Below are 21,920 nucleotides of genomic sequence, written 5' to 3'. Positions count from 1 at the left end.
CGGGTCGCGCGGGTGGAACGCGGCCGGCGGTCCGGTGAGCCTGGAGGACCAGGACCGTACGGCGTGGGACGGGGCGGAGGCCGAGGAGGGCGCCGCCCTGCTGGAGAACGCACTGCGGCGGGGCCGCCCCGGCCCTACCAGATCCAGGCGCCGTCGCCGCCTCCCCCACCACGGCACCCACGGCGGCGGAGACCGACTGGGCCGACATCGCCGGGCTGTACGGCGAACTGGAGCGGCTCGTGCCGTCGGCCGTGGTCCGCCTCAACCGCGCAGAGGCCGTCGGCATGTCCAAGGGGGTCCCAGCGGGCCTCGCGCTGGTGGCGGAGCTGGAATACGGAGGTGAGCCGGCCGACTGCCACCTGCTGCCCGCCACCCGCGCCGGCCTGCCGGCCGCGCCGGGCGTCCGGGGGAGGCGGCCCAGGCGTACGAGCGGGCGCTGGAGCTCGTGGAGAACGACGCGGAGCGGCGCTTCCTGGAGTGGCGGCTCGCGGAGTGCCGATCCGCGGAGCGGCCGTTCGTCGGCGGAGTCACGACAGCTCACCGACCGACGGCACCGGCCGCACCCCACGCGTACGACGGGCCGGGGCGCCCCCGACGTCTGGCCGACGACGCTCCGCCCAGGCGGTTGACCGGCATTGTGATGCCAGTCACAGAAGGGCTAGGGTGAAGTCGCTCGGAGTACGGGCGGCGTGTCGAACCGCGGTGCGCCACCTGGCCCGTCTCCGGGTGAGGGAAGTGATCCCCTTGTCCGTCGCCTGGGACGACATCGGCGGACTCGTCGATGCCCACGAACGTTTCCTGGCCGGTGCGCTCGTCGACGCCACGGTCCGGGACTCGGTGCTCGACTCCTGGAAACGATGCAGGTCGGCGGGGCTCGAGCCGGACCAGCTGCTGGTCCCGTACGCCCCGGACCTGATGCTGGAGGACCGGTTCCTGCGCGCCGCCGACCCGGTTCTGGCGGATCTGAGCGCGTCGCTCACCGAGGTCGGCATGACCATCGCTCTCTGCGACGCGAGAGGCCGCATGGTCCAGCGGCTCGGCGGCGACCGGAAGCTCCGCGACCGCCTCGACGAGGTGCGGTTCGCGCCTGGCTTCGACGCTTCCGAGCGGGTCGTCGGCACCAACGGCGTCGGCACCGCGCTCGCCGAGCGAAGCCCCGTCTACGTCGTCGGCCGTGAGCACTTCGCCGACTGCCTCCAGCCCTTCGCCTGCGCCGGAGCGCCCGTCCGCGACCCCTTCAGCGGACGCATCGAGGCCGTCCTCGACCTGACCTGCCTGCGCACCGACAGCGACCCCACCATGCTGCGGCTGGTCCGCGAGGCCGCCCGCGGCATCGAGGCACGGCTGCTGGAGCAGTCCACGCAGCGCGAACGGGCGCTGCTCGCGGCGTACCGGCGAGCGGGCCCCGACGCGGGCGGGTGGCCGCGTCAGCCCCGAATCGCGGCACCCGGCCTGGGACACGGTCACGGCGACGGCGGCCTCGGCCGCATCGACCTGGCCGTACTGCGGGAAAAGGCCGAGGAACTCCTCGCCTCGCCCCAGCGGACCCTCGACGAGGTCGTCCTGTCGGGCGGCCGCGTCGCCACCTTGCTGCGCCGCCCGGTCATGGGTGCGGCGGGCGAGACCGGCGTGGTGGTCGAGGCCCGGATCCTCGGCGGACCACGACTGCGCCAGGCCGGATCAGCGGCGGCGGGGACGGCCTCGACGAGTCTGCCGGAGGCCGGGGTGACCGGTGCTGGATCGATGGTGGCGGGGGTGGCTGCGGCGGGACTGCCGGGGGCCGGGGTGGCAGCTGCCGAGGTGACGGCTCTCGGGGTGACCGGGGCCGGATCGGCGGCGGGCCCGCCCGTGGCCGAGGTGGCCCCGGCCGGACCCGCGGAGGTCGGGGCGTCTTCGGCGGGACCGGCAGAGGCCGGGACGACCGCCGCCGGGACGCCCTCGTCCGACAGCGTGACGCACGTGCCGCCCGCACCCGCGCCGGCGGCTGCCCGGGCCCTCGCGGAGGCGTCGGCCGCGCCGGTACCCGTGACCGCGCCGACCTCCGGCGCCGGCACACTCCTGCCCGCCCCGTCCGCCAAGCCGTCCATGCCGACCCTGCGCCCGCTCGTCGCCGTGCCGTCCGTGGCCGTCCCCGCCGCACCACAACCCGCGCCCGCCGCGGACCCCGACTCCTCGTCGCCCCGGACCCGGCCCGGTGAGGACGACGGCGGGAGCGACGACCGCCTGCTGCTCGTCGGCGAGCCGGGGGTCGGTCGGCTCGCCGTGCTGGCCCGCAGGCGCCTGGAGCTGTTGCACGACGCCGGCGTCCGCATCGGCACCACCCTCGACGTCACGCGCACCGCCGAGGAGCTGACGGAGGTGGCCGTCTCGCGGTTCGCCGACTTCACGGCCGTGGATCTCCCGGACGCGGTGCTGCAGGGCGACGAGCCGGGCCCGCTCGGATCCGGTGGCCAGTTGCGCCGGATCGCGTTGGGCTCCGTCCAGAAGGTGCCCCACCTGTACGGCGTCGGCGACCCGGTCCACTACGTGCCGTCCACCCCACAGGCCCGCAGCCTGGAGAGCAGGCAGTCCGTACTCGAACCCGTGCTCGTCGAGGCCGAGGGCTGGCTGGCCCAGGACCCGGCACGGCTCGAACAGGTCCTCGCGGCCGGCATCCACTCCCTGATCACCGTGCCGCTCCGGGCACGCGGCGCGACCCTCGGCGTGGTCAGCTTCTACCGCTCCGAGGAGCCCGCCCCCTTCGAGGAGGACGACCTCTCCCTGGCCCAGGAGCTGGCCGGCCGCGCGGCGATCTGCATCGACAACGCCCGCCGCTACACCCGCGAGCACAACACGGCCCTTGCCCTGCAGCGCAGCCTGCTGCCCCGGGGCCGGCCCGAGCAGAGCGCTGTCGACGTCGCCTACCGCTATCTGCCCGCGCAGGCCGGGGTGGGCGGCGACTGGTTCGACGTCATCCCGCTCTCCGGGGCCAGGGTCGCCCTCGTCGTCGGCGACGTCGTCGGCCACGGACTGCACGCCGCCGCCACCATGGGCCGGCTGCGGACCGCCGTACACAACTTCTGCTCCCTGGACCTGCCGCCCGACGACCTCCTCACCCACCTCGACGACCTGGTCGGACGTCTCGACCGGGGCGAGGGCTGGGCGGTGGACAACAGCCAGGCCGACTGCGGAATCGTCGGAGCGACCTGTCTGTACGCCGTCTACGATCCGGTGTCCCGGCGCTGCACCCTCACCCGCGCCGGGCACCCCTTCCCCGCCGTCGTCGCCCCCGATGGCACGGTGGAGTTCGTCGACCTGCCCTCGGCGCCGCCGCTCGGACTCGGCGGGATGCCCTTCGAGACCGTCGAACTGGAGCTGGCCGAAGGCAGCCAACTCGTCCTCTACACCGACGGCCTGATCGAGGACCGGCACCGGGACATCGACTCCGGCCTCGACCTGCTGCGGACCGTCCTGGCCCACGCCGACCGGGCACCGGAGGACACCTGCGAGGCGGTCCTCGACGCCCTGCTGCCGGAGCGGCCCAGCGACGACGTGGCCCTCCTCGTCGCCCGCACGCACGTCCTGGGGCCCGACCGGGTCGCCCAGTGGGACCTGCCCAGCGATCCGGCGGTCGTCTCCCGTGCCCGCGCGGCGGTCACCGAGCAGCTGGCCGCCTGGGGCCTGGAGGACCTCGCCTTCTGCACCGAACTCATCGCCAGCGAACTGGTCACCAACGCCATCCGCCATGCCGCCGGCCCGGTCCAGCTCCGGCTGCTCCGCGACCGCGCACTCATCTGCGAGGTCTCCGACGGCAGCAGCACCTCACCCCGGCTGCGCCGCGCCCGCACCGAGGACGAGGGCGGACGCGGCCTCTTCCTCGTCGCCCAGCTCACCGAACGCTGGGGAACCCGCTACACCCCGAACGCCAAGATCATCTGGACCGAGCAGCCCCTGCCGCACACCTCATGAGGCGACCAGCGCGTTGGTCGGGAGATTCGACAGGGTCAGTGCTGCCAGACCCTCACATAGTCGACCATCATGTCGGCGGGAGTCAGCCTTGGACCGCCGTGCTGATCGCTGACCCCGTTGTTGAGGATCAGGTACATCGGTTGTGACGTGATTCCGGACGTGATCTGTCCGACCTGCTTTCCGTCGTAGTAGTAGGTGACGGAACCGGATTTCCATTCGGCGCCGTACGTGTGCCATCCGGTGAAGTCACCGGACGCGCAGCCGCCGGGGCCGCCCGCGTCGGAATGGAAGTGGTAGCACGCGCGGCCGCTCAGTCCTTCCATGACGTCCATTTCACCGTCGGTCGGCCAGTTCTGCCCGTCGGTCCAGAAAGCGGGCCAGTTGGCGATCTGTGAGTCGGACCCCGGTGAGTAGATTCTGGCCTCGAAAGCGCCATAGGTGAACTGGGCTTTGTCGTTGCTCTCGACCAGGCCGGAACGGTACGGGTACGTCGTGCCGTTGACCGTGGTCTGCTGCTGAACTGCCGTCAGGTGCAGCGAGCCGCCGCTGACACTGACCTGGGACGGGGCGTAGGCGCCGAGTTCGGCGGAATTGACCGGCTTTGTGGTGCAGGTGGGGCAGCCCAGCCAGTTGGGGTTCCACTTGGTGGAGTCGAGCGCGGTGCCGCTGAACTCGTCACCGAACACCTTCCGCCAGGTGCCGGGTATGCCCACCGGAAGGGCCGAGCCGGTCGCTGGGGTCTGGGTGGGCGTGGGGGTCGCGGTGGTGCCGGGGGTGACGGTCGGGCTCGGGCTGGTGCTCGGGCCGGGTGCCGTGGAAGGGGCCGGGCTCGCACTCGCGGTGGGGCTCGCAGAGGTGCCCGAGCTGTCGGAGGTGAACGTCTTCGCCGGGGGTAGTTGGTACCGTTTGCCCTGAATCTTATAGGTGACGAAATAGGTGTATGAACCTGCGGGAAACGTGCGGCTGCCCGACGTGTAGGTCGTCCCGGAGGTGCCCAGTCTCGCTGCGGTCACACCAGGAAAGTCGAAGTGCGCACCGTTTCCTGAGCGCGCGGCGACCGTCAGTTCCTGCACCTTTGTCGTGCGGTTGGAATGGAGTGTCGCGGTGGCCGCGAATTGTCCGCCGGGTGTCGCCGCGACCGACAGGGAGTCGACGGTCACGGCGGCCGATGTCGATGCGGGTTGACTCGCTCGCGCCGTGGTGCCCGCGGCGACAACTGCCGCGGCGAGGAGCAGCGGCGACAATGTGTGGACCATGGTGAGCCGGGGATGCTGTCCTTGTTTTTTGCTTTTGGTCATGTGCATGTGGTGGTCGACCTTTCCCCCCGCGTGTCCGCCTGTGAGTTCGCGACGGAGTGACTCGAACGCACTGGACTTTGCGGGAGTCAATTCCGGTCCGCAACCACCGTGCGCACCGCGGGACGGGGTCGTTGAATCCTCCCGTTCCAAATGTGTATGTGTCGGGGGTCGGTTGAGGGAATCGAGCCCCGTGTTGTGATGTGCGCCATAGCGGTTTCGCTTTTTCTGCATATGGGGTCAAATGGTCAAGTCGCCCGATTCTCGACGCGCGTGTTCCTCGCCGGGACACGGCTTGTCTGTTCGTCGTGCGTCATCTCGCGGAAGCGTCGAGGTCGGTCAGCGGCGCCTCCTCGCGCACCGGCCAGGCGGGCCGGCTGTGCTCACCCGAACCGTGCTTCCGCCTCCCGGTGCGCCTAAGCTGATGCGGATGTTCAGCCCCGAAGGCCCCAGTCTCCGCGAACTCGCCGTTCAGGCGCTGTCGTCCGTCGAACGCGGCTACGACCTGCTCGCCCCGAAGTTCGACCACACGCCCTTCCGCACGCCCGAGCCGGTGCTCGACGCCGTCGCCTCGGCGCTGCGGCGCATGGGCCCCTTCGACGCCGGGCTCGACCTGTGCTGCGGGACCGGCGCCGGCGTGCCCGTGCTGGCACAGGTGTGCCGGCAGAGCGTCACCGGGGTCGACTTCAGCGCGGGCATGCTCGACGTCGCACGGGAGCGCACCAGGCCCGCCGGGCCGCACGTGTCCTGGGTGCGCGCGGACGCCCGTGCCCTGCCGTTCGGCCCCGCCTTCGATCTCGTCGTCAGCTTCGGGGCCTTCGGGCACTTCCTGCCGCGCGAACTGCCCGGACTGTTCGCACAGGTCCACGCCGTCCTGCGCCCCGGCGGGAGCTTCGCCTTCCCCGTGCTCGCCCCGCCGCGCCCCACGTCCCGCGCCTACTGGATGCTGCTGGGCTTCGACGCGGTGATGCGGGTGCGCAACGCCGTGTGGCGGCCGCCGTTCGTCATGTACTACCGGGCCTTCCGGCTCTCGGAGGTACGCCGGGAGTTGGAGCGCACCGGATTCGAGGTGGACCTGCACACCCTCCCCGAGTTCGGGCGCCGGCGGGACGGCAGCCCACGGGTCCGGATGGTCGTCGCCCGTCGGCTGCCGTAACCGGGCGCGGACGTCTGACTCGGGGGCCAGACGAAGCGGCGTACGAACGGCGGGAGTTCTCGCTCTGCGCGCCCACATGCCGGCCTCGGTCGCGCGTGGCCGGGGCTTCGCCGACCCCAGCCCGGGCTGATCGAAGCCGCCTCCACAGACCCGTCGCCCTGCGCGGCCCGATCGCCGGCTCGGTGCCCAACTCGCGGCCGTTGTGGACTGCTTCGGCGCGGCGGGCGTCCCCCGGACGGGCAGGCGGCCGACGCTCGAACTTCCGGTGTCGGACCACCGGTTGGAGGCGGGCTTGTCGCAGCCGCCCGGGTGTGGCGGGCCCCGGTGTGCCACAGGCTGCCCGTCTTGCCCGCGTGCACCCGGCTGCCCTCCCCGGCACCTGCCGCCCCAGCCGCGGCCGGTGGGCAGACGCCATGGGATGCGGCTGCCCGCCACGGCAGTTGAGCGATCCGGGCGTCGATCGCCTGGACGCCGGGGGTTTCCGTGGTGCAGCCGTACTTACGGCATCCGCACCGAGGCCAGTGGTGTCACAACGCCCCGTACAGGGCGTCGATCAGTGCCATCTTCCGCGGGTCGTCGGCGATGTGCGGCCCCATGCGGTTCATCACGTACCCCAGTGACACTCCGGCCTCCGGGTCGGCCAGTCCGCACGAGCCGCCGAAGCCGTCGTGCCCGAAAGCCCGGGGATTGGGGCCGTACGACCCGTTCGGCCCACTGAGCCACAGGCCCAGGCCTATCTCCGTGTCGTGCTCGAAACCGGCGCCCAGCACCAGGTCGCGGCAGCTGCCCTGCCCCTCGCGCACCCGCTCGGCGGCCTCGGGGGAGAGGACCCGGTGCCCGTCGTACGTGCCCCGGCCCGCGAAGACGCCGTAGAGCGCGGCGACGGCCCGCGCGGTGCCGTGGCCGTTCGCGGCGGGAACCTCGGCCGCCCGCCACGCGGGCGTGTTGGCCTCGGCCGCGCCCACCGGAGGGTTGGCCAGCGCGGCGATCGCGGCGGGCGCCAACTGACTGAACACCGCGGCCTGTTCACTGCTCGACGCGGCCGGCGGGTGCACCAGCTCGGCGGCCCGCCCGGCCTCCTTCTCCGGCAGCCCGACGGTGAAGTCGATCCCGAGCGGAGCGGTCACCTCCCGCTCCAGGAACGCACCCGGCAGCAGCCCCGACACGCGTCGTACGACCTCCCCGACCAGGAAGCCGTACGTCAGCGCGTGATACCCGGACCGGGTCCCCGGCTCCCACCAGGGCTCCGTCGCGGCGAGCCGCTCCACGGTCAGCTCCCAGTCGCAGAGCTGGGCGAGGGTGTGCGGCTCGCGCAGCCCCGCCAGCCCGGCCCGGTGCGAGAGCAGCTGCCGTACGAGGACCTGCTCCTTGCCGGCCGCGGCGAACTCCGGCCAGTACAGGGCCACCGGCGCGTCGAAGTCGAGCAGCCCACGGTCGGCGAGGATGTGCGCGCACAGGGCGACCGGGCCCTTCGTCGTCGACCACACGTTGACCAGAGTGTCGCGCTCCCACGGGCGGGTGCCCGCCGCGTCGGACCAGCCGCCCCACAGGTCCACCACCGTCTCGCCGTCGGCCACCACGGTGACCGCGGCACCCAGCTCCCCGCGGTCCCGGAAGTTCTCCTCGAACGCCGTGCGCACCGCGCCGAAGCGCTCGTCGCTGTGGCCGTGGACCGCCGGCTCGTTCTGGGACATGGACCCTCCGTCGCCTTCCGGAAGTCCGGGCCGCGGTGCCGCGACCCGGGCGCCATGAACATACCGACTGGTCGGACCGGACGGAAGATGTCGTACCCGAAGGCGGAAGGCCTCAGAGAAAGAAGAGCGCCCCTTCCGGCTCGCGGTGGCCCGCGATCGTGTGCCAGTAGTCGCGGGTCTCGACCGCCAGTCCGGCTGCGTCGAACCGCACGAAGACGCAGCCGGCCGGCGTGGACGCCTCGCCGGCCTCCCGGGAGAACACCCGGAACTCGGCCACCGCGACCCTGTCCCCGCCGACGACCGGCGGCGAGAACCGGACATCCGTCACCTGCTCCTGGGCGAACGACCAGCGCAGGTACTCCGCCGGCCCGGCCCGGCCGTGGTGCGGCGCGCGGAACGGCATGGAACGGTGCACGCAGTCCTCGGCGTACAGCTCCAGCAGCCCCTCCACGTCGTGCCGGGCCCAGGACCGCTCCCACCCGCGCACGAACCGCTCCGCGGCCTCGTCCGGCTCCAGGCGCGGCCTCTCAGGCGTACGACCGCAGCCAGCGCACCTTGGCCGCCTCGTGGTAGGGCCCGCCGCCCTCGTGGTCGTTGAAGTCGTACACCTCGATCGTCTTCTCGTCGTGCGCCCAGCCGTTGAAGGCCGCGAAGACGGTGGAGGGCGGGCAGGTCTGGTCCTCCAGGGCCACAGAGAACAGGGCGGGGGCCCGGCCGCGGGACGCGAAGTGCACGCTGTCGAAGTAGGAGAGGGTGCGCAGGGCGTCCTCGCTGCGACCGCGGTGCGTCTTGAGGTAGAGGCCGATCTCCCGGTACGGGTGGCGGTCCGTGAGCGTCGCCGCGCGCGGGTAGTCGCACAGGAACGGCACGTCCGGCGCGACGGCCGCCAGGTCCGGGACGAGACCGCCCACCGCGATCGTGATGCCGCCGCCCTGGCTGGCACCGATCGCCACGGTGCGCGCGGGATCGGCCAGAGGATGCGAGCGGGCGGCCTCGACGGCACGCACCGCGTCCGTGAACACCCGGCGGTAGTAGTAGTTCTCCGGGGCGTCGATGCCCCGCGTCATGAACCCGGGGTACGCGGGCGCGCCGCCCACCGGGTCGGCGGTGCCCCCGCCGCCGCCCCAGGCGCTGCCCTGACCGCGGGTGTCCATCACGAAGTGCGCCCGGCCCGTGGACGCCCACAGCAGATGCTCGTGCGGCAGACCCCGCCCGCCGCCGTACCCGACGAACTCCACCACCAGCGGGACCGGCGCGGAGACCTCGGCGGGGATCGTGAACCAGCCCTTCACCGGGTGGCCGCCGAACCCGGAGAACGTCACGTCGTACACCTTGACGGTGGACAGACCCGTGTCGACGAGTTCGAAACGGGCGTCCAGATCGTGCTCGCGTGCCTCCTCGAGCGTCTTGGACCAGAACGCGTCGAAGTCCTCGGGCTCGGTCGACGCGCTGCGGTACTCGCGGAGCTCGTCGAGCGGAAGGTCGAACAGGGCCATCTGGAACCGCCTTTGCGGAGAGAGCGTGCGGATGATCACACCGTACGGTGATGATCGGACGACTCGCCAGGTCTTTTGCCTCGCACGCGACTGCACGGCCCCATGACGTCTGCCGTCGAAGCGCCGGTCGAGCTGGTGGAAGTGCTGGTCAGGGACGCCGAACTGCTCATCGTCGACGGGGGCGGGGTATCCCGGGCGGCTGCGTGCGGTCACGGGTGGTCGGGTCACCGGTCCCGCTGACTGGGACGCGCGGACGAAGTCGCGCCGGCCGGCGCGGTGAGACCCGGTGGCGGCGTGGCCGCGCTGCGGGCCCGCTCGGGCGTGGACGACGGCGGTCGCCAAGAAGGTACGGGACGACCGGGGCGAACCGGTGCTGCCGGGACTGGCGGACGCTCTGCGGACCGTGGCGGAATCGCGCGGGGTATGCGGCAGCAGAACTGGCCGCCGGCCCGGTCACGCCCTGCGGCGCGTCCACTGCGGCTCGGTGAGGGCCCAGTCCCGTTCCCACTCGGCCATCCGGCGACGGCTGGCCGCCCCGCGTACGACGGAGTGGCCGAGGAGCACCACCGCGGCAGCGCCGCCGGCCGCGCACGCGCCGATGGAGAGCGTGTGCTGCCAGACCGCGCTCTCGTCCGGCGGCGGGAGCACGCTGCGGCCCTTGCCGTCGAACCACACGTCCACCACCTCACCCCGTTGCGACCCCGCCGGGACCCGTGCGGTGGCCGTCCGCGGGCCGGCTCCCGGCTCCGTCCAGCGCACGGTGGCCCGGTACGCGTGTTCCCGGCCGCCCTGCACCGAGGGCAGTGAGCCGGCCGTCCTGCCGATGACCTCCGCGCGGACGCGATGGCGCTCGGCGCGCTGTTCCACCGCGGTCGCGCGTGCCTCGGAGTGGGCCCAGGAGGCGGCGAACGCCCCGACCAGGGGGGCTCCCACACAGATCAGCACCGCGACGGCCAGCACCGTCCACGCCTCGACGACGTCCGACCGGCGCCGCAGCGGACTGCGCCGCCAGCGCCAGCCGCGCACCCGGGTTCGCATGTCGACCTCCGCACCGCGCACGCCTGCGAGTGCCCCCAAGCATCTAGTACCCGTTTCACCGGCATCGTTCACCGGCGGCCCCGCATTCGGGCCGCCGGACAGGAGTGCCCAGCAGGGGGGTGCCGAAACGCCAAGGGGCTCCGGGGGCCGGGTGAGCCGGCCACGAGGGCACGGCGGTCCCGTCCGGTGACGCGAAGGGCTCTGCCCGCGGCGCGGTCGGTCCCCGCCCGTCAGCCGAAGCGTTCGATCCGGATACGGTCCACCGGCTGACCCGCCTCGACCAGCAGGCGCGAGGCGTGCTCGGCGAAGGCGTTGGAGCCGCACACATAGGCCTCCCACCCACCCGGAGGCTGCTCGGCCAGGAGCGGCGCCACATGTGCGGCGGACACACGTCCCACCGGCACGCCCTCCGGCGCGCTCCGCGTGAACACCGGCGTGGTCTCGGCGCCCAACTCCCGCGCGTAGATGAGCTCTTCGGGGCCGCGCGCCGACACCAGCATCCGCAACGGCACGGACAGGCCCCGCGCCCGGTGGTGGCGCACCATCGACATCAGCGGTACGACACCGGAGCCGGCGCCGATCAGCAGCGCCGGCCGGTCGCCGGGCCAGGCGAAGAAGCCGCTCAACGGGCCGCGTACCTGGACCTCGTCGCCGAGTCCCGCCACCGTGTGGAACCAGCCCGAGACCTCGCCGCCCTCCACGTGGTCCAGGGTCAGCTCGATGTGCCCGGAGTCGTCGGGGGCGGACGCGATCGAGTAGTGGCGCTGCGCCGCGTAGCCGTCCTCGGCGGTCAGCCGCAGCATCAGGTGCTGGCCGGGCAGATGTCCCGCCCAGGCGGGCACCGCGAAGCGGTAGGTGGAGGCGCGCCGGGTCTCGCGGCGGATCTCGGTGAGCGTGGCGGTCTGCCACATGGAGGCGGCCCGGTTGCTCACGGCGATCCGCCCGGGCACGGCGAACCGCGTCGCAGGCGTGAAGCCGGAAGGAACGGAGTCGGGGGTCACGGAGCCGACGGTGGTGGAGGCAGGGGGACCGGGGGAAGCGGACGTCTCAGTCACCGGAGTACCGCTGCTCCTCCCAGGGGTTGCCCCGCTCGTGATAGCCGTTCTGCTCCCAGAAACCCGGCTCGTCGTGGTCGAGGATCCGCAGGCCCGCGATCCACTTGGCGCTCTTCCAGAAGTACAGGTGCGGCACCAGCAGCCGTGCCGGCCCGCCGTGCTCGGCGGCCAGTGGCTTCCCGTCGTACTCCCACGCGATCCAGGCACGCCCGCCGGTCAGGTCGGCGAGCGGAAGGTTCGTGGTGTAGCCGGTGTGGGAGTAGGCGACGGCATGGGTCGCGGAGTCATATGGCCGAACCACGTCGAGGAACGCGTCCAGCGACACCCCGCCGAACCGCACCCCGAACTTCGACCAGCTCGTCACGCAGTGGATGTCGCCCTCGTAGGCGGACGCGGGCAGCTCGTGCGCCTGCGCCCAGTCCCAGGTGCGGGGCGCCTCGACCAGCCCGTCGACACGCAGCGTCCAGTCGGCGGGCGTCAGGTCGGGCGTGACCTCCGCGGACAGGACGGGCCAGTCGTCGCCGGCATCGTACTGGCCGGGCGGCAGTCCCGGGTTGTGGAGGCGGGCGCGTCCGGTGAAGCCTCGGGTGACGTTCATATGGGTCCAGCGTGTCAGCGACGGCAGTTCCTTACGCGCTCAACCGTACGCGCACGTCAGACCTGCCCCGGCCTGGGGGCGGCCGCGATCATTAAGGCCGCGTGAACTGTCCGGCGCCCCGGGAATAGCGGACCGCCGCTCCTCCTTGCCGACTGGTGTCGCAACCCGTGTCTCATACATCCGCCTGAGCGGCGGCGACAGCGAAGGAGAGTGGCGGCAGTGCCCAAGGCGTACGTCTTCACGCGGTACGGCGGTCCGGAGACCGAGGCCCTCGTCGAGGTGGCCCGGCCCGTGCCGTCCCCCGGCCAACTCCTGATCGCGGTACGAGCCGCCGGCGTCAACCCCGTCGACTGGAAGCTGCGCACCGGCTACCGCCGTCCCGGAGAGACCGGCGACCGCGAGTTCCCCGCCGTCCTCGGCAGCGAGGCCTCCGGGGTCGTCGAGGAGGTCGGCGAGGGCGTCGAGGGATTCACCGTCGGAGACGCGGTCTTCGGCAACACGGCCGCCGGCGCCTACGCCGAGTACGCCGTGCTGCCCGCCGCGGTGGCCGCGCACAAGCCCGCCGCGTTGTCGTTCGCCGACGCCGCGACCCTGCCCGTCGCCGCCGCGACCGCGTACGACGGGATCCGCCAGCTCGGTCTGCCGTCCGGCACGACCCTGCTCGTCACCGGCGCGGGCGGCGGAGTCGGCGCCGCGGCCCTGCAGCTCGCCCGCGCCTTCGGGCTGGGCGCCGTCGGTGTCGCGAGCGTGGGCAAGAAGGACTTCGTCGAGTCGCTCGGCGCCGTGCATGTTCCCTCCGGGCCGGACTGGGCCGAGCGGGCACGGGCCGCCGCGCCCCAGGGCATCGACGGGGTCTACGACCTCGTGGGCGGCGACGTGCTGTCCGAGGCGGCCCGACTGCTCACCGACCGGTCGAAGTTGATCACCGCCGGTGCCCCGCCCGAGGACGTGGAGCGGCTGGGCGGCGCCCGGGTGGCCCGAGCCCGCAACGCGGCCGTCCTGGAGGCGGTGGCGCACCTCGTGGTGAACGGCGACCTGAACCCGCACATCACCGAAACGTTTCCGCTCGACCGGGCCGGCGAGGCCCTGCGCACGGTCGAGGGCGGCCACGCCCGCGGCAAGGTCGTGATCGGGGTCGCCGGATGAGCACCGACGCCGTACAGGCCACGGACGGTCCCCGGCCCGCCGCGCAGACCGCCGACCGCCCGCGGATCGGCGGGGCCGCCCACGTCCTCGACAACCCCGCCCGCACCGCGCTGACCGGACCGCATGCCCACTTCGCCGAGCGGCACGGCCGGATCCTGCGCTACCCCGTGGACGTCACGCCGTGGCTGGCCCTCTCCGACGAGCCCGACGCCGACGACTGGGCCGACCTAGCGGCCCTCGCGGGCCCCGGCGCCGAGGTGCCGCTGCTCGGGTTCCGAGGGCGGGTCCCCGACGGCTGGGAGATCACCTTCCGCATGGAGGGCGTCCAGTTCGTGGACGACGGTCTGAGCACCGCCCCGGAACCCGAGGCGGTCCGCCTCGGCCCCGACGACGTGCCCGAGATCCTCGACCTGGTCGCCCGCACCCGGCCCGGCCCCTTCCTGTCCCGCACCATCGAACTCGGCACCTACCTCGGCATCCGGCGGGACGGAGCCCTCGTGGCCATGGCCGGCGAGCGGCTGCACCCGCCGGGCTGGACCGAGATCAGCGCGGTCTGCACGGACCCCGCCTTCCGCGGCGAAGGCCTGGCGACCCGGCTGATCCTCGCCGTCGCCCACGGCATCCGCGAGCGCGGCGAAACCCCGTTCCTGCACACCGGCGCCGGCAACACCGATGCCATCCGGCTCTACGAGTCCCTGGGCTTCGGCCTGCGCCGTACCACCGCCTTCATGTCCGCCCGGGTGCCGGAACGGCTGCCCGAGGGACGTACGGCCCTACCGGTGTCGTAGCCGCAGCGAAGGGGCAGGGGAGTCAGTCATCCCCGGAGCCGACCGCCGGCCAGGCGTTGTACCGCACGAGGTACCGGGCGAACCGCTCCAGGTCGTCCGCCGGCCAGTGCGCGAGCCGTTCCCGGAAGGCCGCGCGGCGGCTCTCGGTGACCTGGGCCAGGATGCGGCGGCCCGCCTCCGTGAGGTCCAGGACCTGGACGCGGTGGTCCTCAGGGTCCTGGCGCCGCTCGACGAGCCCGGCTCGCTCCAGGGCGCTCACCTGGCGGCTGACCGTGGACTTGTCGAGGGCGTAGTGCGCGGCCAGGTCGGTGGCGCGGCAGCCGCCGCTCTCCTCCAGGTGGCCGAGCAGGGTGTACGAGACCAGCGACAGCTCGGGATGCATCCGTCCGGCGGAGGCCCGGGCCCGGCGGGCGAAGGACGTCATCTCGCGATGGATGGTCTCCACGGCCGCGTCATGGGCACTTGGTGCGGGTGCTTTCACGGTTCCTCCCTCACGCCACAGGTTGCATAATACAACTCGTGATCGTTGGGGTAGTGTGTCCGCGCTGTGCCCGTCGTCAACGACCAAGGAGGTGAGACCCATTACCGCTGTGTCAGGTCGGGTGCTCTCTCCTCGAACCGGCGCGGATCACCGCCAGTAGGCGGCCGCGAGAGCACCCTTCGGCTTCCGAAAGGCTCTCGGCTTCCATGCCTCCACTTTCACCCTCGTCTCCTGCCTCTCCGTCGTCACCCGCTTCTCCTTCTTCGCCGCAGTCCTGCCGCTCGTCCCAGGACGCCGTCGTGGCCGCGCTCCGCGCCGCCGGCTGTGTCTTCGCCGAGGACGAGGCGCGGTTGATCCTCGCCGCCGCCCGCACCCCGGCCGAGCTGGCCGCCATGGTCGACGGCCGCGTCCTGGGCCGGCCCCTCGAACTCGTCCTGGGCTGGGCCGAGTTCCGGGGGCTGCGGATCACCGTGGAGCCCGGCGTCTTCGTGCCCCGCCGCCGTACCGAGTTCCTCGTCGGGCAGGCCCTCGCCCAGGTCCCCGACGCGTCCGTCGTGGTGGACCTGTGCTGCGGCTCGGGTGCCGTCGGCGCCGCCCTCGCCACCGCGCTCGGCCACGTCGAACTGCACGCCGCCGACATCGAACCCGCCGCGGTGCGCTGCGCCGGCCGCAACGTCGCCGCCGTCGGCGGTCACGTCCACGCGGGCGACCTCTTCGACGCCCTGCCCACAACACTGCGCGGCCGCGTCGACATCCTGGCGGCCAACGTGCCGTACGTCCCCACCGGCGAGGTCGCCCTCCTGCCCGCCGAGGCGCGCGACCACGAGCCGCTGGTCGCCCTCGACGGCGGTGCGGACGGCCTGGACGTCCTGCGCCGGGTCGCGGCCGAGGCTCCCCGATGGCTCGCCCCCGGTGGCTGTCTCCTGGTCGAGACGAGCGAACGCCAGGCGACGGCGGCCGTCGAGGCCTTCCTGCGCAGCGGTCTCAAGACGCGCCTGGCCGTGTCCGAGGAGATGTACGCCAACGTGGTGGTCGGAACCCGGCCGTAGCGAGACCGTGGGCCGGCGGCGTGGCGCCCGCACGGGTGTTGCCGGGCGGAGCCTTCGGCCGCGCCCCCGGTCGCGCCTGCCACATCAGGTCAGGGGGTGGTCTGCACCCGGGCGATGAGCAGTGCCACGTCGTCGGAGTTGTCGGGCTGGTGCAGGGTGCGCAGCAGGAGGTCGCAGACCTCCTCCAGCGGGCGGTCCGGGCCGTCGAGCAGGGCCAGCAGGGCGTCCAGGCGTTCGTCGAGCGGGTGTTGCCGGGTCTCGACGAGGCCGTCGGTGTAGAGCACCAGCCGGTCACCGGGTTCGAGGTCGACGGTCGTGGTGGAGAAGGCGACGCCGCCCACGCCCAGCGGGGCCCCGGTGGGCAGTTCGAGCAGCTCCGGGGCGCGGCCCGGACGCAGCCGGGCGGGTGGCAGGTGCCCGGCGTTGGCGATCCGGCACTGCCGCAGCTCCGGGTCGTGGACGACGTACACACAGGTCGCGATCGACTGGTCAGGGCCGTCGGTGATCCGGTCCAGGTGCTCCAGGAGCCGGGCCGGGTCCAGGTCGAGGGAGGCCAGCGTGTTCGTCGCCGTGCGCAGTCGGCCCATGGTGGCCGCCGCGTTGAGACCGCTGCCCATCACGTCGCCCACCACGAGCGCGGTCTTGCCGCCGTCCAGCGGGATCACGTCGAACCAGTCGCCCCCGACCTCGGCGGTGGCGCCGGCGGGCTGGTAGCGCGAGGCGACCTCCAGGCCGCCCGTCACGGCCGGATGGCTGGGCAGCAGGCTGCGCTGGAGGGTGAGGGCGGTGTCGCGGGCGTTCTGGTACCAGCGCGCGTTGTCGATCTGCACGGCCGCGCGGGACGCCAGTTCCCGCGCGAGCAGCACGTCGTCCCCGGTGAACGGCAGCGGGTTGCGGGTGCGCTTGAGATCGAGGGCGCCGAGCACCTCGCCGCGCGCGATCAGCGGCACCGCCAGATAGGAGTGCACGCCCGCCCGGGCCAGCAGCTCGACCGCCTCGGGGGAGCGGGCGATGCGGGGCAGGTCCCCGGCCGTGACCTGCGCGACCAGGACCGGCTGTCCGGTGCGCACGCATTCGGTGACGTGGCGGTCGGGGGCGTAACGGGCCACGTGTCCGGGCGGGTCGGCGGCACGCAGGGCGTCCGGGGCGCGGTCCGCCTCGACGGCCAGGGCCCGGATGACGGCCGGTTCCGCCGGGCCGAGCGTGCTGGGCCTGCCCTGCACCACCGCTTCCAGCAGATCCACGGCCGCGATGTCGGCGAGGTCGGGCACGGCGACCTCGGCCAGCTCCCGGGCGGTGCGGTCCAGGTCCAGGGTGGTGCCGATCCGGGCGGAGGCGTCGGCGACGAGGGCCAGACGCCGCCGCGCGGCCTCGGCCTCGACGGCCGCCCGGTGCTCCTCGGTGACGTCCGCCACCGAGCAGGCCACACCCAGTACGGTCCCGGCCGCGTCCTCCAGCCGGTAGAGCGAGACCGACCAGGCATGCTCCTCCGCGGGATCGGCCGGTGTCCGGCCCACGCTGCGCTGGTCGAGCAGCGGCCGTCCGGTCTCCAGCACCCCGCGGGCCGCGGACTCGAGGGCCTCGGCGTCGATGTCCGGCAGGACGTCGCCGATGGCACGTCCGACGTGGTCCTCGGCCGGGATGCCGTTGATCCGCTCCAGGGCCGGGTTGACGGAGACATACCGCAGGTCGGTGTCGAGGACGGCCAGCCCGGTCGGGGACTGCGCGACCATCCGCGTGGACAGCGCAACGTCCCGCTCCAGCCGCCGTACGGTCGACTGGTCGGCGGCGAGGCCCAGGGCGTAGATGTCGCCCCGGTCGTCGAGCAGCCGCATGTTGCGGAACTCCACCAGTTTCGTGGTGCCGTCCTTGTGCCGCACGGGGAACGCGCCGGCCCAGCCCTGACCGGTCTCCATGACGTCGGCGAACAGCTTGGCGACCAGGTCGACATGCTGCTCGTGGATCATCAGGTGCGCCGCGTAGTGCCCGAGCGCCTCCCGGGCCGGGTAGCCGAACAGCTCCTCGGCCTGCGGGCTCCACAGCACGATGCGCCCTTCGGTGTCCAGGACGATCGATGCCACCCCGAGCACGTCGAGGAGCCCGCTCGGCTGCACCGGACCACGCACCGGCCGCGCGGCCAGGTCGCCGGACCGTACCTGCTGCTCGCCGCCCTCGGTCACCGGGCCCTCCCGGCTGCTCTCATTGCACGCACCGCCTTCGGCCGCCCTCGCGGCACGCCGTTCCCCCGTATGACTCCCCTGTTCTACCGCGTCCAGCCGTCTCTGTGACGTCACCGGGAGCTTCTTCCACCATCCCGCAACACGGCGGTGGCCGTCCGGCGAAGCCGGATCACGGCGTAGTGACCGAGCCGAACACCCCCGTTCACGCATTGGTCTGTACATGACCATTCGGGCGGGCCACACTGTCCGCCGAGTACTCCCACCCCCCCGGAGGAGCCCTTCCATGCCCCTGCGCGCCCGGCAACGTTGTCGGGCGGTCCTCGTGGCCGCCGTCGCCCTCACCGCCGCCACTGTCCTGGGAACCGCCCCACCCGCCTTCGCGGCCGACACCTGGACCGAGGCGGGCTCCGACCGGGCCGACCCGCTGACCGAGAGCCAGGGGCTCACCTCCGTCGAGGTCCCGGCCGGGGCGGCCAACCGGTACACGGGGATCGGCACCATCCCCGTCGGCCTCAGCAGCCGCGGCTGGAACCACGTGGGCGACCCCGACACCTCCTACGACGGCCACTATGTCGAGCCCTACCAGCGGGACTCCGGCACCACCAAGATGTTCCGCGTGCAGTCGCCGGACGGGACCTGGTCGGAGTACGTCCACACGCTGGGCTCCGGGGAGGCGCTGAACAACTCCTGGGTCGCCGTCTCGCCCGGCGGCCAGTGGATGCTGGCGGGGGAGTACGGCACCATGAGCCGGCTGCTGGTCTTCCCCACCCCGGGCGTCAACCCGGCCACCTCGCCCTCGGCGAACCTCCCGCAGGCCGCCACCGTCCGCCTCGACCACGCCGTACGCGACGTACAGGGCTGCGACTTCCTCACCGCGACCCAGCTGCTGTGCTCCTCGGACGATCCCGCGGGCACGCTCTTCGGCATCACCAAGCCGCTGCTCCAGATCGACCTGACGGCCGAACCCAACGGCACGTCCGACGTCACCGGCCATGTCACCGCGCTGCGTCAGCTGCCCCTGCGCAGTTCCTGCTCGGGCACCTTCGAGGCGGAGGGCATCGACTACGACCGCCGTACCGGCACCCTGCGGGTGATCGTCGTGTCGCCGGGGTTCTGCGTCCTGACCGACAGCAGGACCTACCGCTTCACTCGGGGCTGACCGCGCCGGCCGAGGCTGTGGGGCGGCGCCGGTAGTGCTCTGCCCGCGGTGGTGCTTATCTGGGGGTGGGGTGCGGTACCGCAGGGTTCGCCCCGCGGCACCGCAGCGCGGCCACGAGAGGAGCGATCACGATGGACAGCGAGCGACCGCACCCGGAATCCGTCTCCGTGGAACTGAGCGGCAGCAAGGAGGACGCCCGGATCGTGTTCGACAGCCTCTGCGCGTGCTTCGGGTCCGACCGGTGCGCGGAGGACGTACCCCGGGACCACCACGAGGTACGTCCGACCGTGTGGCTCGGCACCTTCGACGTGGCCGACGAGCACGAGGGCTGCCCGCCGGCCAGTCTCGGCTCGTCCGTCATGGCCGACGTGCAGGGCGGCTACTGGGCCGTCGACCGGTTCCGTACCACTCTCGACTCCCTCTTCACCGTACACGACCTCACCACGGTCTCCGGAGACCAGGAGAGGGAACTGCACGTGCGGCTGGAGAGCCACTAGACCGGGCACGGCCGGCGCGCGGGACGCGTGGGCCTCCCGCCCGATGCTCTCAGGTCGCGAGCGCGCGGTCGATGCCGTCGAGTCGGCCGCGCCCCGCACGGCATCCTCCGTGCCGGCTTCCCCGGCGCCCGACGTGGTCGGCATCACCCCTCCCCGATTGTGCAACTAGTTGCATAAAGCGGGTCCGGTCCTCTAGAACAAGAGGGCACGACACCGCCGCGCACGGAGGGCCCTGATGAGCCGTTACCCGCACCTGTTGTCCCCGCTCGACCTGGGCTTCACCACGCTGCCCAACCGCGTCCTCATGGGCTCGATGCACGTCGGCCTGGAAGAGGCCGAGCGCGGCTTCGAGCGGATGGCGGAGTTCTACGCGACCCGGGCACGCGGGGGAGTGGGGCTCATCGTCACCGGCGGCATCGCGCCCAACGACGAGGGACGGCCTGCCGAGGGCGGCGCGAAACTCACCACGGACGCCGAGGCCGAGGAGCACACGCTCATCACCGAGGCCGTGCACCGCGAGGGCGGCCGGATCGCGATGCAGATCCTGCACTTCGGCCGGTACGCCTACCACCGGGACCTCGTCGCCCCGAGCCCCCTCCAGGCGCCGATCAGCCCCTTCGTGCCGCGCGAGCTCACGGACGCCGACGTCGAGAAGACCATCGACGACTACGTCCGTGCCGCCCGCCTGGCCCGGCAGGCCGGGTACGACGGCGTCGAGATCATGGGCTCCGAGGGCTACCTGATCAACGAGTTCATCGCCGCGCAGGCCAACCACCGCACCGACCGCTGGGGCGGCTCGTACGAGAACCGCATGCGCTTCCCCGTCGAGATCGTCCGGCGGGTGCGCGAGGCCGTCGGCGAGGACTTCATCGTCATCTACCGGCTGTCCATGCTGGACCTGGTCCCGGGCGGCTCGACGCTCGACGAGGTGATCACCCTCGCCAGGGCCGTCGAGGCCGCCGGGGCGACCATCATCAACACCGGCATCGGCTGGCACGAGGCCCGTATCCCCACCATCGCCACCTCGGTGCCCCGCGGCGCCTACACCTGGGTGACCAAGCGGCTGATGGGCCAGGTGTCCGTCCCGCTCGTGACCACCAACCGCATCAACACCCCCGAAGTCGCCGAGGAACTGCTCGCCGACGGCTGCGCGGACATGGTGTCCATGGCCCGCCCGATGCTCGCCGACCCCGACTTCGTGGCGAAGGCCGCGGCCGGCCGCCCCGAGGCGATCAACACCTGCATCGGCTGCAACCAGGCGTGCCTCGACCACACCTTCAGCGGCCGGATCACCTCCTGCCTGGTCAACCCGCGCGCCTGTCACGAGACCGAGCTGGTCCTCGCCCCGACCCGGCTGCGCAGGCGGGTGGCCGTCGTCGGCGCGGGACCGGCCGGTCTCGCCTGTGCCGTCAGCACGGCCGAGCGCGGCCACGCGGTGACCCTCTTCGACGCCGCGAGCGAGATCGGCGGCCAGCTCAACGTCGCCCGCAAGGTCCCCGGCAAGCAGGAGTTCGACGAGACCCTGCGTTACTTCCGCCACCAGCTCGACGCCCACGGTGTCGACGTACGGCTCAACACCTGGGTGGCCGCCGAGGACCTCGCCGACTACGACGAGGTCGTGGTCGCCACCGGCGTCACCCCGCGCACCCCCGACATCCCCGGTGTCGACCACCCCAGCGTCGTCGGTTATCTCGACGTCCTGCGCGACGGCGCCCGCGTCGGCGACCGCGTCGCCATCCTCGGCGCGGGCGGCATCGGCTTCGACGTCGCCGAATACCTCACCGACGGCGGCGACAAGACGAGCGAGGACCCGGCGACGTACTTCCGCCAGTGGGGTGTGGACATGGAGTACGCGGCACCCGGCGGACTCACCGCCCCCGAGCGTCCCGCCCCGCCGCGCACCGTCCACCTCCTCCAGCGCAAGACCACCAAGGTCGGCGCGGGCCTCGGCAAGACCACCGGCTGGATCCACCGCACCGAACTCAAGCACCGCGGCGTCACGATGGTCCCGGGTGTGCGCTACGACCGTATCGACGACGCCGGCCTGCACGTCACCGTCGGTGACGCGAGCACCGTGCTGGAGGTCGACACCGTCGTGCTGTGCACGGGGCAGGATCCGCGCCGCGACCTGTATGAGGCACTGCTCGCCGCGGGCCGCAGCGTCCACCTCATCGGCGGTGCCGACCTGGCCGCCGAACTGGACGCCAAGCGGGCCATCAAGCAGGGCACCGAGCTGGCGGCGGCACTGTAAGGGGTCCTTTCACTATGCCCGTCCGGGTCGCGCGGCCTGGCACCGCACCTCGCCGCGTTGCCGAAACGCCCACGTGGCTCCTCCCCCAC

Annotated in this window: 17 protein-coding genes; 8 read left to right on the top strand and 9 right to left on the bottom strand. The window is 72.8% G+C overall.

All coding sequences use genetic code 11. The features are described 5' to 3' along the window. The first annotated feature begins 735 nt into the window (after positions 1-735). A complete protein-coding gene (locus tag ACZ5XS_RS40935) occupies positions 736-3,948 on the top strand; it encodes a SpoIIE family protein phosphatase (RefSeq protein ID WP_468660253.1) in 3,213 nt (1,070 codons plus the stop codon). A 35-nt stretch (positions 3,949-3,983) separates the two neighbouring features. Here the strand turns inward: ACZ5XS_RS40935 and ACZ5XS_RS40930 are convergent, their stop codons facing one another. Further along, the gene (locus ACZ5XS_RS40930) at positions 3,984-5,252 is read right to left on the bottom strand and encodes a glycoside hydrolase family 16 protein (RefSeq protein ID WP_468660251.1); all 1,269 of its coding nucleotides are present in this window, start codon (positions 5,250-5,252) and stop codon (positions 3,984-3,986) included. A 421-nt stretch (positions 5,253-5,673) separates the two neighbouring features. Here ACZ5XS_RS40930 and ACZ5XS_RS40925 point away from each other — a divergent pair, with 421 nt between their 5' ends. Next, positions 5,674-6,399, top strand: a complete 726-nt coding sequence (locus ACZ5XS_RS40925; protein WP_468660249.1) for a class I SAM-dependent methyltransferase — start codon at positions 5,674-5,676, stop codon at positions 6,397-6,399. Positions 6,400-6,926: 527 nt separating this feature from the next. On the opposite strand, the gene ACZ5XS_RS40920 is transcribed toward ACZ5XS_RS40925, so the two are convergent. From ACZ5XS_RS40920 to ACZ5XS_RS40895, 6 genes are all read right to left on the bottom strand, one after another. Further along, positions 6,927-8,093 (bottom strand): serine hydrolase domain-containing protein, encoded by a 1,167-nt coding sequence (locus ACZ5XS_RS40920; RefSeq protein ID WP_468660247.1) that lies wholly within the window; start codon positions 8,091-8,093, stop codon positions 6,927-6,929. 112 nt (positions 8,094-8,205) lie between these two features. Continuing rightward, a complete protein-coding gene (locus ACZ5XS_RS40915) occupies positions 8,206-8,610 on the bottom strand; it encodes a nuclear transport factor 2 family protein (protein ID WP_468660284.1) in 405 nt (134 codons plus the stop codon). 10 nt (positions 8,611-8,620) lie between these two features. Further along, complete coding sequence (locus tag ACZ5XS_RS40910; protein WP_468660245.1) at positions 8,621-9,589, bottom strand: acetylxylan esterase; 969 nt, start codon at positions 9,587-9,589, stop codon at positions 8,621-8,623. A 453-nt stretch (positions 9,590-10,042) separates the two neighbouring features. After that, entirely contained in the window at positions 10,043-10,627 is a 585-nt protein-coding gene (locus tag ACZ5XS_RS40905; protein WP_468660243.1) for an Rv1733c family protein, read from the bottom strand. A gap of 230 nt (positions 10,628-10,857) precedes the next feature. Beyond that, the gene (locus ACZ5XS_RS40900; RefSeq protein WP_468660282.1) at positions 10,858-11,538 is read right to left on the bottom strand and encodes a ferredoxin reductase; all 681 of its coding nucleotides are present in this window, start codon (positions 11,536-11,538) and stop codon (positions 10,858-10,860) included. 136 nt (positions 11,539-11,674) lie between these two features. Further along, positions 11,675-12,280, bottom strand: a complete 606-nt coding sequence (locus ACZ5XS_RS40895) for a sulfite oxidase-like oxidoreductase (protein WP_468660241.1) — start codon at positions 12,278-12,280, stop codon at positions 11,675-11,677. 219 nt (positions 12,281-12,499) lie between these two features. Between ACZ5XS_RS40895 and ACZ5XS_RS40890 the strand changes: the two genes are divergently transcribed. Beyond that, the gene (locus ACZ5XS_RS40890; RefSeq protein WP_468660239.1) at positions 12,500-13,426 is read left to right on the top strand and encodes an NADP-dependent oxidoreductase; all 927 of its coding nucleotides are present in this window, start codon (positions 12,500-12,502) and stop codon (positions 13,424-13,426) included. After that, the gene (locus ACZ5XS_RS40885) at positions 13,423-14,214 is read left to right on the top strand and encodes a GNAT family N-acetyltransferase (RefSeq protein WP_468660237.1); all 792 of its coding nucleotides are present in this window, start codon (positions 13,423-13,425) and stop codon (positions 14,212-14,214) included. The genes ACZ5XS_RS40890 and ACZ5XS_RS40885 overlap by 4 nt, the downstream gene beginning before the upstream one ends. 22 nt (positions 14,215-14,236) lie before the next feature. Here ACZ5XS_RS40885 and ACZ5XS_RS40880 read toward each other — a convergent pair whose 3' ends face one another. Beyond that, the gene (locus ACZ5XS_RS40880; protein WP_468660280.1) at positions 14,237-14,638 is read right to left on the bottom strand and encodes a MarR family winged helix-turn-helix transcriptional regulator; all 402 of its coding nucleotides are present in this window, start codon (positions 14,636-14,638) and stop codon (positions 14,237-14,239) included. 263 nt (positions 14,639-14,901) lie between these two features. Here ACZ5XS_RS40880 and ACZ5XS_RS40875 point away from each other — a divergent pair, with 263 nt between their 5' ends. Continuing rightward, the gene (locus ACZ5XS_RS40875) at positions 14,902-15,744 is read left to right on the top strand and encodes a putative protein N(5)-glutamine methyltransferase (RefSeq protein ID WP_468660235.1); all 843 of its coding nucleotides are present in this window, start codon (positions 14,902-14,904) and stop codon (positions 15,742-15,744) included. An 89-nt stretch (positions 15,745-15,833) separates the two neighbouring features. Here the strand turns inward: ACZ5XS_RS40875 and ACZ5XS_RS40870 are convergent, their stop codons facing one another. After that, positions 15,834-17,885, bottom strand: a complete 2,052-nt coding sequence (locus ACZ5XS_RS40870; protein WP_468660278.1) for a SpoIIE family protein phosphatase — start codon at positions 17,883-17,885, stop codon at positions 15,834-15,836. A gap of 322 nt (positions 17,886-18,207) precedes the next feature. Between ACZ5XS_RS40870 and ACZ5XS_RS40865 the strand changes: the two genes are divergently transcribed. The 3 genes from ACZ5XS_RS40865 (at position 18,208) to ACZ5XS_RS40855 (ending at position 21,831) form a co-directional block, all read left to right on the top strand. Continuing rightward, positions 18,208-19,083: a hypothetical protein gene (locus ACZ5XS_RS40865; protein ID WP_468660233.1), complete on the top strand. Its 876-nt coding sequence runs from the start codon at positions 18,208-18,210 to the stop codon at positions 19,081-19,083. Between the two features lie 131 nt (positions 19,084-19,214). After that, the gene (locus ACZ5XS_RS40860) at positions 19,215-19,580 is read left to right on the top strand and encodes a hypothetical protein (RefSeq protein ID WP_468660231.1); all 366 of its coding nucleotides are present in this window, start codon (positions 19,215-19,217) and stop codon (positions 19,578-19,580) included. Positions 19,581-19,815: 235 nt separating this feature from the next. Next, positions 19,816-21,831 (top strand): NADPH-dependent 2,4-dienoyl-CoA reductase, encoded by a 2,016-nt coding sequence (locus tag ACZ5XS_RS40855; RefSeq protein WP_468660229.1) that lies wholly within the window; start codon positions 19,816-19,818, stop codon positions 21,829-21,831. Positions 21,832-21,920 lie beyond the last annotated feature (89 nt).

The sequence above is a fragment of the Streptomyces sp. NPDC033131 genome, assembly GCF_055578365.1.
This window is presented reverse-complemented; position numbering and strand designations above follow the sequence as displayed.